This is a genomic window from Microbacterium sp. FW305-3-2-15-F-LB2, assembly GCF_058787255.1.
On record NZ_JBYSZO010000001.1, the window covers coordinates 1,101,723 to 1,117,344 of the forward strand.

The following is a 15,622-nucleotide window of genomic DNA, read 5'->3' on the forward strand; positions in this document are numbered from 1 at the left end:
CATGACTGAGGTCGAGAACTCCCCGGATGCCACGGGTCTGTCGCGGCGCGGCCTGATCGGCCTCGCTGTCGGGGCCGGTGCGGCGGGCCTCGCGATCGGGGCCGGTGCGGGTGTCGCGGGCGGGGTTGCGCTGGGCCGTGCGCGCGAGCGGCAGGTTCAGGATGCCGTGGCGTCAGGGGATGGCATCCATCAGCCGGGGATCACCACGCCGGTGCAGGACCACCTTCACTTCGCGTCCTACGACATGATGGCGCGGACCACCCGGGACGACCTCTCGTCGCTGCTCGCGGACTGGACGTACGCCGCGACGCGGATGATGCAGGGCCTCGAGGTGAGCGCCACCGGCGCGGTCGGGGGATCACCCGAGGCTCCGCCGGACGACACGGGCGAGGCGCTGGGGCTGCCCGCCAGCAACCTCACGATCACGTTCGGGTTCGGACCGTCGCTGTTCGACGACCGTTTCGGCCTCGCGGACCAGCGTCCAGCCGGGCTCGAGCGCCTGCCCGCCTTCCTGGGCGATGACCTCGACCCCGAGCGCTCCGACGGCGATCTGTGCATCCAGGCGTGCGCGGACGACCCGCAGGTGGCCGTCCACGCGATCCGCAACCTCAGCCGCATCGCCTTCGGGCGCGCGAGTATCCGGTGGTCGCAGCTCGGATTCGGGCGCACGTCCAAGACGACCACCGATCAGGCGACCCCGCGGAACCTCTTCGGTTTCAAGGACGGCACGGCGAACATCCTGGCGAACGACGCCGAAGCGCTCGACGAGAACGTGTGGGTGTCGGCATCCGAGGGGCCGGCGTGGCTCGCGGGTGGGTCGTATCTCGTCGCGCGGCGCATCGCGATGCTCATCGAGACGTGGGACCGCACGCGCCTCGCCGAGCAGGACCGCGTGGTCGGGCGAGACAAGGCGCAGGGGGCTCCGCTCTCCGGCGGGGACGAGTTCACGGCACCGGACTTCGCCGCGACCGACGCGGCGGGCAAACCCCGCATCGACGAACGCAGTCACGTCCGTCTCGCGCATCCGGAGATGAACAACGGCATCCGGATCCTCCGCCGGGGCTACAACTTCGTCGACGGCACCACCGACCTCGGCCGGCTGAACGCCGGTCTGTTCTTCCTGTCGTTCCAGCGCAGCCCCGACCGGTTCGTCACCCTGCAGCGCGCTCTCGCGACCGACGCGATGGGGGAGTACCTCAAGCACGTCGGCTCCGGGCTGTGGGCCGTCCCTCCCGCGCCGACGTCCGGCGCCTCGATCGGCGCGAGCTTGCTCGGCGCCTGACTGTCTCGTGCAGAAACGCTCGGGCTCGGCGGAAACGCCGGGTCCGGGCGTTTCTGCTGAACGGCAGCGTTTCTGCGTGCGGATGCCGGACGCGGGGCTCGGGAATAGATCTCGCGCCCACGCGTTCTCCCATGTATATTCAGGTGCATACAAAAAGGAAGGGCATCGTGAACGAGACGAACAACTGGCCCGGGATGCAGTTCGGTGTCATGACGGTGAGCGACATCACCCAGGACCCGACCACCGGCAAGACCCCGAGCGAGGCCCAGCGCATCAAGGACACGCTGACGATCGCGAAGCACACCGAAGAGGTGGGGCTCGACGTCTTCGCCCTCGGTGAGCACCACAACCCCCCGTTCTGGTCGTCGTCGCCGACCACGACCCTCGCGTACATCGCCGCCCAGACCGAGCGGCTCATCCTCACGACCTCCACGACCCTCATCACCACGAACGACCCGGTGAAGATCGCCGAGGACTTCGCGATGCTGCAGCACGTCTCCGGTGGTCGCGCCGACCTCATGCTCGGCCGCGGAAACACCGGCCCCGTCTACCCGTGGTTCGGCAAGGACATCCGTCAGGGCCTGCCGCTGACCATCGAGAACTACGACCTGCTCCACAAGCTGTGGCGCGAGGACGTCGTCGACTGGGAGGGCAAGTTCCGCACACCGCTGCAGGGCTTCACCTCGACCCCGCGTCCCCTCGACGGCGTTCCCCCGTTCGTCTGGCACGGTTCGATCCGCACGCCCGAGATCGCTGAGCAGGCCGCCTTCTACGGCAACGGCTTCTTCGCGAACAACATCTTCTGGCCCAAGGAGCACTACCAGCGCCTCATCATGCTCTACCGCGAGCGCTTCGCCCACTACGGCCACGGCACGCCCCAGCAGGCGATCGTCGGCCTCGGCGGCCAGGTGTTCATGCGGTCGAACTCGCAGGACGCGGTGCGGGAGTTCCGCCCGTACTTCGACAACGCGCCGGTCTACGGCCACGGCCCGAGCCTCGAGGACTTCAGCGAGATGACCCCGCTGACCGTCGGCTCGCCGCAGCAGATCATCGACCGGTACGCCGCGATGCGCGAGACCTTCGGCGACTACCAGCGTCAGCTGTTCCTCATCGACCACGCCGGACTCCCGACCAAGACGGTGCTCGAGCAGCTCGACATCCTCGGTGGCGAGGTCGTCCCCGTGCTCCGCAAGGAGCTGCAGAAGAACCGTCCGGCCGAGGTGCCCGACGCCCCGACGCACGCGAACCTGGTCGAGAAGACCTACGCGGGTGCCGCTCCGCGGCAGGCCGTTCCCGGCGCGAACCGCGGCGACAACCTGACCGCGGGCAGCCCGTACCAGGACGCCCCGGCCAAGGCCGGCAGCGCCTTCGGTGCCGCCGCGACGCGAGTGGGGGCCTGACATGACCGCCCGCCGTATCGCGGTCGTGACCGCGGGGCTGTCCACCCCGTCGTCGACGCGGATGCTCGGTGACCGACTCGCGCATGCGGCGCTCGCCGAGCTCCGCGAGCGCGGGATCGATGCCACGAGCGACGTGTTCGAACTGCGCGACTTCGCGCACGACCTGACCGACAACCTGCTGACCGGCTTCGCGCCGCCCGCGCTCGAGCAGATGATCAACTCCGTGGTCTCTGCCGACGGCCTCATCGTGGTGACGCCGATCTTCTCCACGAGTTACTCGGGTCTGTTCAAGTCGTTCATCGACGTGCTCGACCCGCAGGCTCTCAGCGGCACGCCGGTGCTCCTCGGCGCGAACGCGGGGACCGCTCGCCACTCGCTCGCGATCGATTACGCCATCCGCCCCCTTTTCACGTACCTGCATGCGAACCCGGTTCCGACCGGCGTGTTCGCGGCATCCAGTGACTGGGGTGCGAACGCCGACGAGGTCGCCCCGCTCGGTGCGCGGGTCGACCGCGCCGCGCGGGAGTTCGCCGACGCGATCGCCGCGCGGGAGCCCGTGCAGGACGCCGACCCGTACGACCCGGCCTCGTACCTGGGTGCGGGCAAGTCGTTCGGCCACCTGCTGGGCGGTCTCGCCGGCGAGTGACCCGTTCGAAGCCCCGCTCTCCTCCGGGAGGGCGGGGCTTCGTGCCGTCCTGCCCGCGTGCGTGGGCTTCGCGTGCTGCGCGGCGTGCGCGGGCGCGCTGGCTCAATGATTCGCGCAACCTCAGTCCGGCTGCGGGATTCGTGCTGAGCTGGGGCAGATCGCTGAGGTTGTGCGGCGGGGCGCTGTGGACGGGTGGATGCGGAGCTGTGGGGCGTCACGGCGTCCGCTCCGCGCAACCTCCGCGATTAGCGCAACCTCAGTCCGTTCGTGCGGATTCGTGCTGAGGTCGTGCAGATCGCTGAAGGTTGTGCGGGCGCGCGGCGCCGACGTCGCGCGCATCACCGCGGTCCTGCGCCGGCCATAGGGTGAGGGCATGGATGCCGCGCAGTGGGACGAGCGCTATCGAGCCTCGGCCGGAGGGGTGTGGGCGAGCGAGCCGCCCGCCATCGTGCGGGAGATCGTCGGGCCATTGGCGCCGGGATCCGCCATCGACGTGGCCACGGGTGACGGGCGGACCGCGCTCTGGCTGGCCGCGCGCGGCTGGGGCGTCACGGGCGTCGACTTCTCGGCCGAGGCGCTCGCCATCGCGGCCTCCCGGCCCGGCGGCGACGCGGTGTCGTGGGTCCAGGGCGACGTCCACGCGTGGGAGCCCGTGGCATCCGTCGATCTCGTGGTGTCGTGCTACCTGCACCTGAGCGACAGCGCTTCCGCGATCGCGCGCATCGCCGAGTGGGTGGCGGTCGGCGGGACACTCGTGGTCGTTGGACACGACGTCGAGAACATCGCGGCCGGGGGACACGGACCGTCGGACCCCGCGATCCTCTACACGCCCGAGCTGCTGCGGGGCGCTCTCGACGACCGGTTCCGGATCGAGCGCTGTGAACGGATGATCCGAGGTACCGCGGACGCCGAACTCCGCGGCGGGCACACGCACGCCGCGGTCGATACGGTGCTGCACGCGGTGCGCGTGCGCTGAGCCCGCGCGGCGCGGAGCCGGCGATCAGAGCACGATGTCGTCCGCACCCCGCAGCTCGCGAGCACCCGCCGGTCGAACGCCGGGTCGCACGAGGACGTCCGCGCCCGCGAGCGGACCGACATCGACGCCCGCCTCGGCGGCGATGTCGGCGATCGGCACCTGGAACGTGCGGAACGCCCCCAGGGGAGGCACGCGCAGGCCCTGACGCGTATCGACGAGCGAGGTCTGGTCGAGCACGAACCCGGCGGCGGCGAGTCTCGCGTCGGAGCGCCAGGCGGCGATCTTCCAGAACCGCAGAGGCACCCGGATGCCGCGGTAGGGAGGATCTGCCTCGTCGAGCACCGGCGCCGTGAAGACCACGATCCGCTGGTCGGTGGTCTCGGCGTAGGCGAGCACGTGGTCCTCGAGCCCCAGCCAGAGATCCTTCGACTGGTTGAAGCCCGCGGCCTGTGGGGCGGCGTTCGTGTAGAAGAACGTGGCGGCGGTGGCATCCCGAGCCTCGGACACGCTGCCCCACCCGGGATCGCGGCGCCGAACGAGATGGCCGCGATCGAGGTCGTTGCGGCTGTAGATCTCGGGACCGGCCTGCGCGGTCTCGGGTGCGCGCGGGTCGAGCCGCCATTCGCCGGAGCGGGGCAGGTCGAGCAGCGTCGCTCCGTCGATGACGACGCCCGTGACGGCGGCGAACCGCCGCACGGGGTCGAGCAGCACGGAGAATCGCGGGTAATCCAGCCGGATGGTCTCGACGGCGGGGGAGGGGAGGGGCAGGGGGATGCCGAGGAAGTCGGGGTCGAAACCGTCGCTCATCGCTCCATCGTGCCCGCAGCCTCCGACATCGCGACAGACTGGGACGATGGAACGGCTGGTGAAGTCGCGGGACGACGCGCCCGCGGGGTTCTTCGCGGCGGAGGCCGCGGGTCTGCGGTGGCTCGCCGAAGCGGACGGCGCCCGAGTGGTCGAGGTGCTCGAGGTCGCGCCGACGCGCATCGCGCTCGAACGCGTGGAGACCGTGCGCGCCACGCCGGAGGCCGCCGAGGAGTTCGGCGCGGCGCTCGCCGCCACCCACGACGCGGGAGCCGCGGCGTTCGGCGATCCGCCGCCGGGCTGGACGGGCGACATCTTCATCGGACGCCGGTCGCAGCCCGCGCGCCCCGAACCGCGATGGGGAGCGTTCTACGCCGCCCAGCGCGTCGAGCCGTTCCTCGACCCCGCCGTCGCGGCGGGGAACCTCACGGCATCCGGGTCCGCGGTGGTCCGGCGGGCGTGCGCGCTCATCGCCGCCGGAGCCTTCGACGACGACGCGCCCCCGGCCCGCCTCCACGGTGATCTGTGGTCGGGCAACGTGCTGTGGTCACGCGAGGGTGTCGTGCTCATCGACCCCGCGGCGCACGGGGGTCACCGCGAGACCGACCTGGCGATGCTCGCCCTCTTCGGCTGCCCGTTCCTCGACCGCATCCTCGAGGCGTACGACCGGCGGCATCCGCTGCGTCACGGCTGGCGGGAGCGTGTGCCCCTGCACCAGTTGCACCCCCTCGCCGTGCACGCCGCCGGACACGGACCGGCGTACGGCGACGAACTCGTGGATGCCGCCCAGCGCACGCTCGCGCTCGCCTGAGCTCGAGCGGTTCAGGCCGACACGTCCCGAGCGGTGCGGCGGCGTGCGCGGCGTGCGAGCACCAGGTCGATGCCGACGCCGAGGCCCACGGCGACCACGATCGACACGATCACCGCGACCACCGGCCCACCCGGGACCAGCGCGGCGACGACCGCGCCGATGACCGCCTGGTACGCGGCCCACGCCATCGCCGCGACGGCCGCGACGCCCAGGTACCGCGCCGGGTTCACGCGCGCCGCCCCCGCCGCGAGGTTGACCGCGAGCCGGGCGAACGGCACGAACCGCGCCGTGAAAAGCACGACCGCCGCGTTTCGTTCGAGGCGCGCTCGCGCCCACTCGAGGGCCGCGCGCACCCGCGGCCCTCGCATCCACGCCCAACGCTCGACGCCGACGGCGCGCCCGACGAGGTAGCAGGAGAGGTCGCCGCAGAACGCCGCGGCGCCCGCGACCGCGATCACCGCGACGAGCGGCGGGGTGCCGTGCGAGACGGCCAGCGCACCGAACGCGGTGACGGCCGCTTCGCCGGGGATGACGACGAGGAACGCATCGGCGAACACGAGCAGGGCCATCGCCGGAAGCGCCCACGGGCTCGCCGCGAGAGCCCCGAGCCAAGCGTCGATCCCATCCACCCGGTCACTCTCCGCCGCCGATCGAGACGCGCCGCCCACGCGGCGGTGACGCGGCGCGGAGCATCCGGTGAACATCGCGAACGTCGGGCCCTGATCGACGCCGCGGTGCGTCGGCGGGTCCCACCCTGGAGGCGTGAGAGTCGCGCTGCTTGCCGAGTCCTTCCTCCCGCACATGAACGGGGTCACCGGTTCCGTTCTGCACGTCCTCCGTCATCTGGCGGAGGCAGGTCACGAGACCCTCGTGATCGCCCCCAAGTCCGGAGACGTCACCGCCGACCTGCACGGCGCGCGCGCGGAGCTGCTCCGCTCGGTGCCGCTGCCGTCCTACCCCGAGGTCCGCGTGGTGTTCGCGCGCGCGGCACGCCTCGGTGCGCTGCTGCGGGAGTTCCGTCCCGACGTGGTGCACCTGGCATCCCCCTTCGTCCTCGGCTGGCAGGGACTCGCCGCCGCCGAGGCGCTGAAGATCCCCTCGGTCGCCGTCTATCAGACCGACGTCATCGCCTACGCGCAGAAATACGGCCTGCCGCAGGCCACCGCGCTCGTGGCGGGGCACGTCACGCGGCTGCACCGCCGCGCGACGCTCACCCTCGCGCCCTCCTCGGCGTCGTCGCGGCAGCTCGAGGGCCTCGGCGTCGACCGCATCCGCCGGTGGGGACGGGGAGTGGATGCCGTCCGCTTCGCGCCCGAGCACCGTGATGAGGCGTGGCGCGCCGCCGTCGCCCCGAACGGCGAGCGCATCGTCGGCTATGTCGGACGCCTCGCCCCCGAGAAGCAGGTCGACGACCTGCGCGCGCTCGCCGACGTGTCGGGGACGCGCCTGGTGATCGTGGGCGACGGGCCGTCGCGTCCGGCGCTGGAGAAGGCGATCCCGGATGCCGTTTTCACCGGCCACCTCTCGGGTCACGAGCTCGCACGCGTGATGGCGGGATTCGACGTGTTCGTGCACCCCGGCGAGAGCGAGACCTTCGGGCAGACGATCCAAGAGGCCCTCGCGAGCGGTGTGCCGGTCGTCGCGACCGGCGTCGGCGGACCCCTGGATCTCGTGCGTTCGAGCGTGGACGGCTGGCTCTACAAGCCGGGCGACCTCGACGACCTCCGGGCGCGGGTCGCTGACCTCGTCGGCGACGACTCCAAGCGGCAGGCCTTTGCGCGCGCGGCCCGGGAGGCCGTCGCGGGCCGCACGTGGGAGGCACGGACACAGGAACTGGTGGGGTACTACCGCGAAGCCGCGGCGCTGCGCTCGATGGACGAGGGAATGCTCGTGCGCGGCGGTGAGCGGCCGGAGGTTCCCGCTCAGCGCACCCGTGGCCGGTGGACCCGCTTCGTGGCGCTGGGTGATTCGCTGACGGAGGGTCTGTGCGATGCCTCCCGCATGCCGGAGGGCCAGTTCCGCGGCTGGGCGGACCGTCTCGCCGAGCTGCTGGCGCACACGAGCGACGAGGGTCCGTTCCGCTACGCGAACCTCGCGGTGCGCAGCCGCCGGGTGCGGCACCTCATCGACGAGCAGATCCCCGCGGCGCTGGAGATGCAGCCGGATCTGGTGTCGATCCTCATCGGCGCGAACGACCTGGTCGGGCCGGCGCCCGTGATCCCCGCGCTCGTCGCCGAGGTGGAGTCGGCCGTGCGTGCCGTGCGCCGCACCGGCGCCGATGTCCTGCTCGTGACGACGTTCCTGCCGCGGAGGGCGGCCGCCCGGATCTTCGCCCGCCGCTTCTCGGCGTACAACGTCGAGTTGCGGCGCATCGCTCGCGCGCACGGGGCGATCCTCCTCGATCTCGAGGCCGTCGCGGAGATCGGCGACCTTCCGCTGTGGGCCGATGACCTCGTGCACCTCCGGTCGCGGGGTCACCGGCTCGTGGCCTACCGCGCGGCCGAGGCACTGGGCGTTCCCGACGCCGATGCGTTGCTCGGCCTCGACGAAGCACTGCACGCCGACGACGACATCCCGCAGGGTGGGTGGCTCGTGCGCGACGCGTTGCCGTGGGTGTGGCGGCGCCTCCACGGTCGCACCGCCGGCGACGGCATCCTGCCCAAACACGACGGCTACGTCGAACTCCCCACGCGCGGCGATCGCCAGCGCCAGCCCGCGTCGTCCTGACCGCGGCGGATCGACCGGCCTCGAGAACACACGATCCGGTCCACCGCGTACGTTGCGGGCGTCTCGAACGTGCGTGCTCGGGCGGATCGTGTGCTTTCGGCGCGAGGCACCGGGTCAGTACCAGCCGGTCGACTCGGAGTGGGCCCACGCGCCGCAGGGGGAGCCGTAGCGGGACTTGATGTACGACAGACCCCACGCGATCTGTGTCGCGGCGTTCGTGCGCCAATCCGGACCGGCCGCGGCCATCTTGTCTCCCGGAAGGGCCTGAGGGATGCCATAGGCACCGCTCCACGGGTTGTAGGCGTCCGCGCGCCAACCGGACTCGCGATTCCACAGGGAGACGAGGCAGGAGAACTGATCGTCGCCCCAGCCGTAGCCGCCGAGTGCGCCGCGGGCGTAGTCCCGAGCCTGGCTGGGACTCATCGTGGGGCCCGCGGGCGCCGTCGTGCCGCCCGACCCGGATCCGCCGCTGCCGCCCGACGACCCGCCGCCGGATCCCGCCGATCCCGAGCCCGACCCGGATCCTCCGCCCGTGCCGCCCGAGGAGGATCCGCCCGAGCCGGAACCGCCGGATCCCGATGCTCCGCCCGAATTCGAACCGCTGCCCGATCCGGTGCCGGATCCGCCCGACCCCGACGCGGGGCCCGAACTCTCTCCGCCGCTTCCGGATGCCGGCCCGCCGCCCGACGACCCGCCGCCGGTGGCACCGCCCGGTTCGGCCGCCTGTGCCGCCGTCTGCTGCGCCAGGCGCGCCGCTCGCTCCTGCGCCGCAGTCGTCTCGCGCAGCGCGGCGAGGCGTGCGAACAGCTCGTCGAGGCGGGTCTGCGTGGCGGCGACAGTGGCCGCCTCGGCATCCGCCCGCGTGGTGGCCTGCGCGGCGGTGGTCTCGGCTTCACTCGCCCGGCGCGCCGCTTCCGTGCGCGCCTGGTCCGCCTGTGTGCGCAGCGACTCGGCGACGTCCGCCGCGCTCTGGGCCTCGCCGACGGTGCGCGCTGTCAGGGTCGTCACCCGATCCAGGATGCCGAGGCGGTCCAGCAGGGAGTCGGGATCGGCCGACGTCAGCAGCTGGGCGACGAGGGGGCCGGTGGCCGTCGTGCGATACAGGCGGGATGCGCTCGCTCCGGCTCGCGCGCTCGCCGCGGCGAGGGTCGCATCGGCTGCGGTGCTCTGAGCGGTGAGCGCCTCGGCTCGTGCCGCGGTGCTCGCCGCGAGCTGCCGCGCGCGCTCTGCCGCCGCGGACGCGTCGAGGGCGCCACGGGACGCGGCCGCGGCCGAGGCCTCGGCGGCATCCAGCTGCTGCTGGACTTCGCGCACTGCCGGATCGTCGTCGCCGACTGCGGCAGCGCGCGGGGGAGCGGCGATCGCGCCGCCGGCAGGTGCCGTCACGAGGGCCGCGCACACGAGGACACACGCGAGAACGGTGTGACGTGTGTGACGTCTGAGGCCCATGAGGCGAGGGTACGGCACGAGCCCGCGGCGAACCACCCGTGAAAGCCCGGCACTGATAGGCTCTCGGAGGGTGCCGCCATGGCATCCGCTCAATTACATATGAGCTCACGGAGCAGGCCGGCAGACGCTGGTCCCCTGTGGTGGACTCCCCGTCATGACGCCGGGTGGTCCTCTACTGGTGGCCAGTCGCCGGGATTCCGGGCCGACGAGTCGGCGCGCCCTTTCTGCCTGTTCCTGCTCCTTCGCATGTCCGCTCGTCGCCCACACGGGGCGGCGAGCTTAAACAAAGAAGGAGGGACCTCTTGGAAGGTCCAGAAATCACCGCCGCTGAAGCCGTTCTCGACAACGGCCGTTTCGGCACCCGTACCGTCCGCTTCGAAACCGGTCGTCTCGCGCAGCAGGCGCAGGGCGCCGTCGCCGCGTACCTCGACGAAGAGACCATGCTTCTCTCGGCCACCAGCGCCGGCAAGCACCCGCGTGAAGGCTTCGACTTCTTCCCGCTGACCGTCGACGTCGAAGAGCGTGCATACGCCGCGGGCAAGATCCCCGGCTCGTTCTTCCGTCGTGAGGGTCGCCCCTCCACCGAGGCCATCCTCGTGTGCCGTCTCATCGACCGCCCGCTGCGTCCGTCGTTCGTCGACGGTCTCCGCAACGAGGTGCAGATCGTCGTGACCGTCCTCTCGATCGCGCCGGGCGAGTTCTACGACGCTCTCGCCATCAACGCCGCGTCGCTGTCGACCCAGATCTCGGGTCTGCCGTTCTCGGGCCCGATCGCCGGTGTGCGCCTCGCACTCATCCCCGGCCACGGCGAGCACGCCGACCAGTGGGTCGCGTTCCCGACCGTCACCCAGCTCGAGGACGCCGTCTTCGACCTGATCGTCGCGGGCCGCGTGCTCGACGACGGCGACGTCGCCATCATGATGGTGGAGGCCGAGGCGACCGAGGGCAGCTGGAACCTCATCAAGGGCGGCGCCACCAAGCCGAACGAGCAGGTCGTGGCCGAGGGCCTCGAGGCCTCGAAGCCCTTCATCCGCGAGCTCGTCGCCGCGCAGAACGTCGTGGCGAACACCGCGGCCAAGGAGATCCAGCCCTACCCGGTCTTCCCCGCCTACAGCTCCGAGGTCTACGACTTCGTCGCCGGTCGCGCGTACGACGACCTCGTGGGCGTCTACCAGATCGCCGACAAGCAGGACCGCCAGAACGCCGACGACGCCGTCAAGGACCGCGTCAAGGCCGAGCTCATCGCAGCCGTCGAAGCGGGCGAGCTTCCCGCCGGTGCGCCGCTGGAGTTCTCCGGCGCCTACAAGTCGGTGACCAAGAAGATCGTGCGCGGCCGCATCCTCACCGAGGGTGTGCGCATCGACGGCCGTGGCCTGGCCGACATCCGTCCGCTCGACGCCGAGGTGCAGGTCATCCCGCGCGTCCACGGTTCGGCGATCTTCCAGCGCGGCGAGACCCAGATCCTGGGTGTCACGACGCTGAACATGCTCAAGATGGAGCAGCAGATCGACTCGCTATCGCCCGTGACGCACAAGCGTTACATGCACCACTACAACTTCCCGCCGTACTCGACCGGTGAGACCGGCCGTGTGGGTTCGCCCAAGCGTCGCGAGATCGGGCACGGCTTCCTCGCCGAGCGCGCCCTCGTGCCGGTGCTGCCCAGCCGCGAGGAGTTCCCCTACGCCATCCGTCAGGTCTCCGAGGCGCTGGGCTCGAACGGCTCGACCTCGATGGGCTCAGTGTGCGCGTCGACCCTGTCGCTGCTGAACGCGGGTGTGCCGCTGCGCGCTCCCGTCGCCGGTATCGCGATGGGTCTGGTCTCGGACGAGGTCGACGGCCAGACGCGCTACGCCGCGCTGACCGACATCCTCGGCGCCGAGGACGCCCTGGGCGACATGGACTTCAAGGTCGCCGGTACGAGCGAGTTCGTCACCGCGATCCAGCTCGACACGAAGCTCGACGGCATCCCGTCGTCGGTGCTGACCGCCGCTCTGCAGCAGGCTCATGAGGCTCGTCTGACGATCCTCGGCGTGCTGAACGCCGCGATCGACGCTCCCGACGAGATGGCGCCCACCGCGCCGCGCGTCATCAGCGTGCAGATCCCGGTCGACAAGATCGGCGAGCTCATCGGCCCCAAGGGCAAGACGATCAACGCCATCCAGGACGAGACCGGCGCCGACATCTCCATCGAGGAGGACGGCACCGTCTACATCGGCGCGACCGACGGCCCCTCGGCCGAGGCCGCCCGCGCCCAGGTGAACGCGATCGCCAACCCCACCAACCCCGAGGTCGGCGAGCAGTTCCTGGGCACGGTCGTCAAGATCGCGACCTTCGGTGCGTTCATCTCGCTCCTTCCCGGCAAGGACGGCCTGCTGCACGTCAGCGAGGTCCGCAAGCTCGCCGGTGGCAAGCGCGTCGAGAACGTCGAGGACGTCCTGTCCGTCGGCCGAAAGATCCTGGTGCGCATCACCAAGATCGACGACCGCGGCAAGCTGTCGCTCGAGCCCGTGCTCGACGAGGCGGCCACGACGCCCGAGCCCGCGGACACGCAGAGCTCGGCCGCCGCGAGCGAGGGCCCGGAGGCTCCCGCCGAGGGCTGATCCCTCCTCACCGGATGCCCGTCCCGCGTTACGCGGGGCGGGCATCCGTGCATTCCGGTCACTCGGGTGCCCGTGACGCCGACGGCATCAAGCGTTATGCAATGTTTATCGCCGAGCCGGGCGAATCGGCGGTCGCTTTTCGCAGAGGCCCTACCCTCGAACTACGCGTCGGGGGCGAGGCGGGCGCAGCCGGCGTCCGAGATCCGACGCATCGAGGAGAGGCCCATGAGCGGCTCGGGCGTCGATGAGACGGCCCCGTCGCCCCTGCGTCGAAATCGCGCATCGCATCCTTCCGCCCCGGTGACGCTGCAGGGCCCCGGCCTCGGATCGCACGTCCGTGTCCCGCTCGGCGAGACCGGATTCGACGTGTTCCCGCTCTTCCTCGGTGGCGGCGAATTCGGCTGGAACGTCGACGCCCAGGCCAGCCACGAGATCCTCGACACGTACGTCGAGCTCGGCGGGAACGCGATCCACACGGCCGACAGCTACGCGGCCGGCCGCAGCGAGTACATCATCGGTTCCTGGATGCAGTCGCGCGGAATGCGCGACGAGATGGTTCTCACGGTGCGTATCGGTCGGCATCCGGACAATCCCGGTCTCGGCGCGGTGAACCTCGTCCGTGCGGTCGAGGCGTCGCTCAGTCGACTCGGTACCGACCGGATCGATGTGCTCTCTCTGGATGTCGCGCGCGGCGATACCGCGGTGCTGGAAGACACCCTCGCCACGTGCGAGTGGCTCGTCGAGAGCGGCAAAGTCCGCGCCATCGGCGCGCACGGTTATTCAGCCTCTCAGCTGGTGGAGGCGAGAATTCTCTCGTCGGCGGGTTACCCGAGGGTGACCGTGCTCGACGTGCCCTACAACGTGCTGCGTCGCGACGAGTTCGACGGCGACCTGCGGCTCATCGCGTCCGCGCAGGGGATCGCGGTGACGCCGTCGCATCCGCTCGCCCACGGGTTCCTCGCCGGCGAGACCCGGACGCGGGGCCAGCAGGCCAGCTCGGTGCGCGGGTCTCAGCTCGCCGTGCACTTGAACCGCCGTGGGTCCCGGGTGCTCCGCGCGCTCGACGCCATCGGGGATGAGCTCGGAATCCCGGATGCCGCTGTCGCGGTGGCGTGGCTTCTCGCGCAGAAGGTCGTGACGGCGCCGATCGTGAACGCCTTCGCCGCGCGTCACGTCGTGGAGTGCATGCGCGCCGTGGGCGTGCGACTGAGCCGAGCCCACTTGTCGGACATCGCCCGCGCCGCAGAGTGAACGGCCCCGTGTCGGGGGCGTGACGTAGGCTGGAAGTGTTCTGCGGGGGGCCCGCACACTGACGACGAGGTGAGCTGACGTGACGCATTACATCTACCTGGTGCGCCATGGTGAGCACCAGGATGCCGAGCACGGACTCACCGACGGACCCCTGTCGCCCCGCGGCCATCGTCAGGCTGCGCTCCTCGCCGATCGCCTGTCCGGACTCCCGCTGGACGCCGTATGGCACTCGCCTCTCGAGCGCGCGGCGCAGACCGCCCGCGCCGTGGCAGAGCGCTTGCCGTCGGTGTCGCCCGAGGCATCCGCCCTGCTGTTCGACTGCGTCCCGACGGGCATGACGCCCGAGACTCCCGCGGCCTACGAGCCGTTCTTCGGCTCGGTGACCGAGGCCGAGATCGAGGCGGGGCGGGCGCAGATGTCGGATGCCACGGCCGAGTTCCTGGCCCGGAAGACCGGCGAGGTGCACGAGCTGCTGATCACCCACAACTTCGTGATCGCCTGGTTCGTGCGCGAAGTTCTGCAGGCCCCGGACTGGCGATGGATGACGATCAACCAGGCCTTCTGCGGCCTGACCGTCATTGCGCAGAAGAAGGGCCGGCCCTGGACTCTCCTGTCGCACAACGACCTGTCGCATCTTCCGGTCGAGCTGCGCACGGGGCTCGTCGACCCGCTCCCGGTGTGAGGTGGCGACGCTCGGGTAGCGTGCGGTGACATGTCGGCTTCGCCTCCCGCAGACGTCCGTGTCGCCCGCGAGAGCGACACCGACGCTGTCTGCGCCTTCGGATCGCGTCATATCGTGGACTTCTATGCCCCGATCCTCGGCACCGACGCGGCGAGGTCGCAGGTCGAGACCTGGTGGAGCGACGCGGCGATCCGTCCCGCGATCGCCGCGGGCGGCGTCGTCGTCGCGGAACGCAACGACCAGATCGTCGGCGTCGCGCAAGTCGACGTCTCGATGACGCCCCCGATGGTCTGGAAGCTCTACGTCGACCCGGCACTGCGGGGCCAAGGGCTAGGTCCGCGGTTGCTCGACGCGGTCCGGTCGTTGCTCCCTCCGGATGCCACCACCGTCGGCATCGAACACTTCACCGCGAATGTCCGCGCGGGGCACTTCTACGAGCGCGAGGGGTTCGTCGTCGACCGCATCGAGGAGGCGGCATCCGGAGACCCGCGCCACAGCGTGACCTGGCGAGTGAAGCCGTTGCGCTGAAATGCCGCCGCGCCGAGTGGGAACGGCCTGCGCCGGAGCCCCGCCGCCTTGCAGATCCCTCGGTGGTGCGCGCAACGCGGAAGATCGGCCGCGCGCTCAGAAGTCATCGGGCCGGATGCCTAGTCCGGCGAGCGTCGTCGCGCGTTCCGCTTCGGGAAGCCAGGCGAAGTCGTAGCGACCGGTGCGGGACGCGTCGCGGCTATGCACGTCCATGTACCCGGCTCGCATCTCGTTGACCGTCCAGAACGGTGGGTAATCCTCGGTCGAAGGTTCCCGCACACCGTCGCTCCAGGCGACGATGTACCAGACCCACCACTGCATCCTGAGCGGGCTGGACGGCGACCAGAACGTGCCCAACGTCGTCGCCACGTGGCCGATGACCCGCCCGTCGCGTGTCAGCAGTCCGACACCTCCGTCGAATGGCGTGAGCGAGTCGTCGGGGAGAGGCGGCTTCACCAGCGGCATC

Annotated in this window: 14 protein-coding genes; 10 read left to right on the forward strand and 4 right to left on the reverse strand. The window is 71.1% G+C overall.

The genetic code is table 11. The features are described from left to right. Position 1: 1 nt before the first annotated feature. The 4 genes from efeB (at position 2) to AC3WLZ_RS05290 (ending at position 4,304) form a co-directional block, all read left to right on the forward strand. Positions 2 to 1,282 (forward strand): iron uptake transporter deferrochelatase/peroxidase subunit, encoded by a 1,281-nt coding sequence (gene efeB, locus AC3WLZ_RS05275; RefSeq protein WP_492469323.1) that lies wholly within the window; start codon positions 2 to 4, stop codon positions 1,280 to 1,282. Positions 1,283 to 1,476: 194 nt separating this feature from the next. Then, positions 1,477 to 2,682, forward strand: coding sequence for an LLM class flavin-dependent oxidoreductase (locus tag AC3WLZ_RS05280; protein WP_492470944.1), 1,206 nt, complete (start codon positions 1,477 to 1,479; stop codon positions 2,680 to 2,682). Between the two features lies 1 nt (position 2,683). Then, a complete protein-coding gene (locus AC3WLZ_RS05285; RefSeq protein WP_412924042.1) occupies positions 2,684 to 3,328 on the forward strand; it encodes a CE1759 family FMN reductase in 645 nt (214 codons plus the stop codon). Positions 3,329 to 3,701: 373 nt separating this feature from the next. After that, positions 3,702 to 4,304 (forward strand): class I SAM-dependent methyltransferase, encoded by a 603-nt coding sequence (locus AC3WLZ_RS05290; protein ID WP_492469324.1) that lies wholly within the window; start codon positions 3,702 to 3,704, stop codon positions 4,302 to 4,304. A gap of 24 nt (positions 4,305 to 4,328) precedes the next feature. Here the strand turns inward: AC3WLZ_RS05290 and AC3WLZ_RS05295 are convergent, their stop codons facing one another. After that, positions 4,329 to 5,111, reverse strand: a complete 783-nt coding sequence (locus AC3WLZ_RS05295) for a DNA/RNA non-specific endonuclease (RefSeq protein WP_492469325.1) — start codon at positions 5,109 to 5,111, stop codon at positions 4,329 to 4,331. 46 nt (positions 5,112 to 5,157) lie between these two features. Here AC3WLZ_RS05295 and AC3WLZ_RS05300 point away from each other — a divergent pair, with 46 nt between their 5' ends. Further along, positions 5,158 to 5,919 carry a fructosamine kinase family protein gene (locus AC3WLZ_RS05300; protein ID WP_492469326.1) on the forward strand — a complete coding sequence of 254 codons (762 nt, stop codon included), beginning with the start codon at positions 5,158 to 5,160 and terminating at the stop codon, positions 5,917 to 5,919. A gap of 11 nt (positions 5,920 to 5,930) precedes the next feature. Here the strand turns inward: AC3WLZ_RS05300 and AC3WLZ_RS05305 are convergent, their stop codons facing one another. Next, entirely contained in the window at positions 5,931 to 6,548 is a 618-nt protein-coding gene (locus AC3WLZ_RS05305; protein ID WP_412924046.1) for a DedA family protein, read from the reverse strand. Positions 6,549 to 6,681: 133 nt separating this feature from the next. Between AC3WLZ_RS05305 and AC3WLZ_RS05310 the strand changes: the two genes are divergently transcribed. Further along, positions 6,682 to 8,646: a glycosyltransferase gene (locus tag AC3WLZ_RS05310; protein ID WP_492469327.1), complete on the forward strand. Its 1,965-nt coding sequence runs from the start codon at positions 6,682 to 6,684 to the stop codon at positions 8,644 to 8,646. Between the two features lie 114 nt (positions 8,647 to 8,760). On the opposite strand, the gene AC3WLZ_RS05315 is transcribed toward AC3WLZ_RS05310, so the two are convergent. Continuing rightward, positions 8,761 to 10,095, reverse strand: a complete 1,335-nt coding sequence (locus AC3WLZ_RS05315) for an aggregation-promoting factor C-terminal-like domain-containing protein (RefSeq protein ID WP_492469328.1) — start codon at positions 10,093 to 10,095, stop codon at positions 8,761 to 8,763. A gap of 302 nt (positions 10,096 to 10,397) precedes the next feature. On the opposite strand from AC3WLZ_RS05315, the gene AC3WLZ_RS05320 reads away from it, so the two are divergent. The 4 genes from AC3WLZ_RS05320 to AC3WLZ_RS05335 all read left to right on the forward strand — a co-directional run bounded on the left by AC3WLZ_RS05320 (position 10,398) and on the right by AC3WLZ_RS05335 (position 15,156). Beyond that, positions 10,398 to 12,695: a polyribonucleotide nucleotidyltransferase gene (locus tag AC3WLZ_RS05320; protein WP_412924049.1), complete on the forward strand. Its 2,298-nt coding sequence runs from the start codon at positions 10,398 to 10,400 to the stop codon at positions 12,693 to 12,695. 225 nt (positions 12,696 to 12,920) lie between these two features. Next, entirely contained in the window at positions 12,921 to 13,946 is a 1,026-nt protein-coding gene (locus AC3WLZ_RS05325) for an aldo/keto reductase (RefSeq protein WP_492469329.1), read from the forward strand. Positions 13,947 to 14,025: 79 nt separating this feature from the next. Next, a complete protein-coding gene (locus AC3WLZ_RS05330; RefSeq protein WP_412924051.1) occupies positions 14,026 to 14,628 on the forward strand; it encodes a histidine phosphatase family protein in 603 nt (200 codons plus the stop codon). Positions 14,629 to 14,658: 30 nt separating this feature from the next. Further along, positions 14,659 to 15,156, forward strand: coding sequence for a GNAT family N-acetyltransferase (locus AC3WLZ_RS05335; protein WP_492469330.1), 498 nt, complete (start codon positions 14,659 to 14,661; stop codon positions 15,154 to 15,156). Positions 15,157 to 15,252: 96 nt separating this feature from the next. Here the strand turns inward: AC3WLZ_RS05335 and AC3WLZ_RS05340 are convergent, their stop codons facing one another. Continuing rightward, the gene (locus AC3WLZ_RS05340) at positions 15,253 to 15,621 is read right to left on the reverse strand and encodes a hypothetical protein (RefSeq protein ID WP_492469331.1); all 369 of its coding nucleotides are present in this window, start codon (positions 15,619 to 15,621) and stop codon (positions 15,253 to 15,255) included. Position 15,622 lies beyond the last annotated feature (1 nt).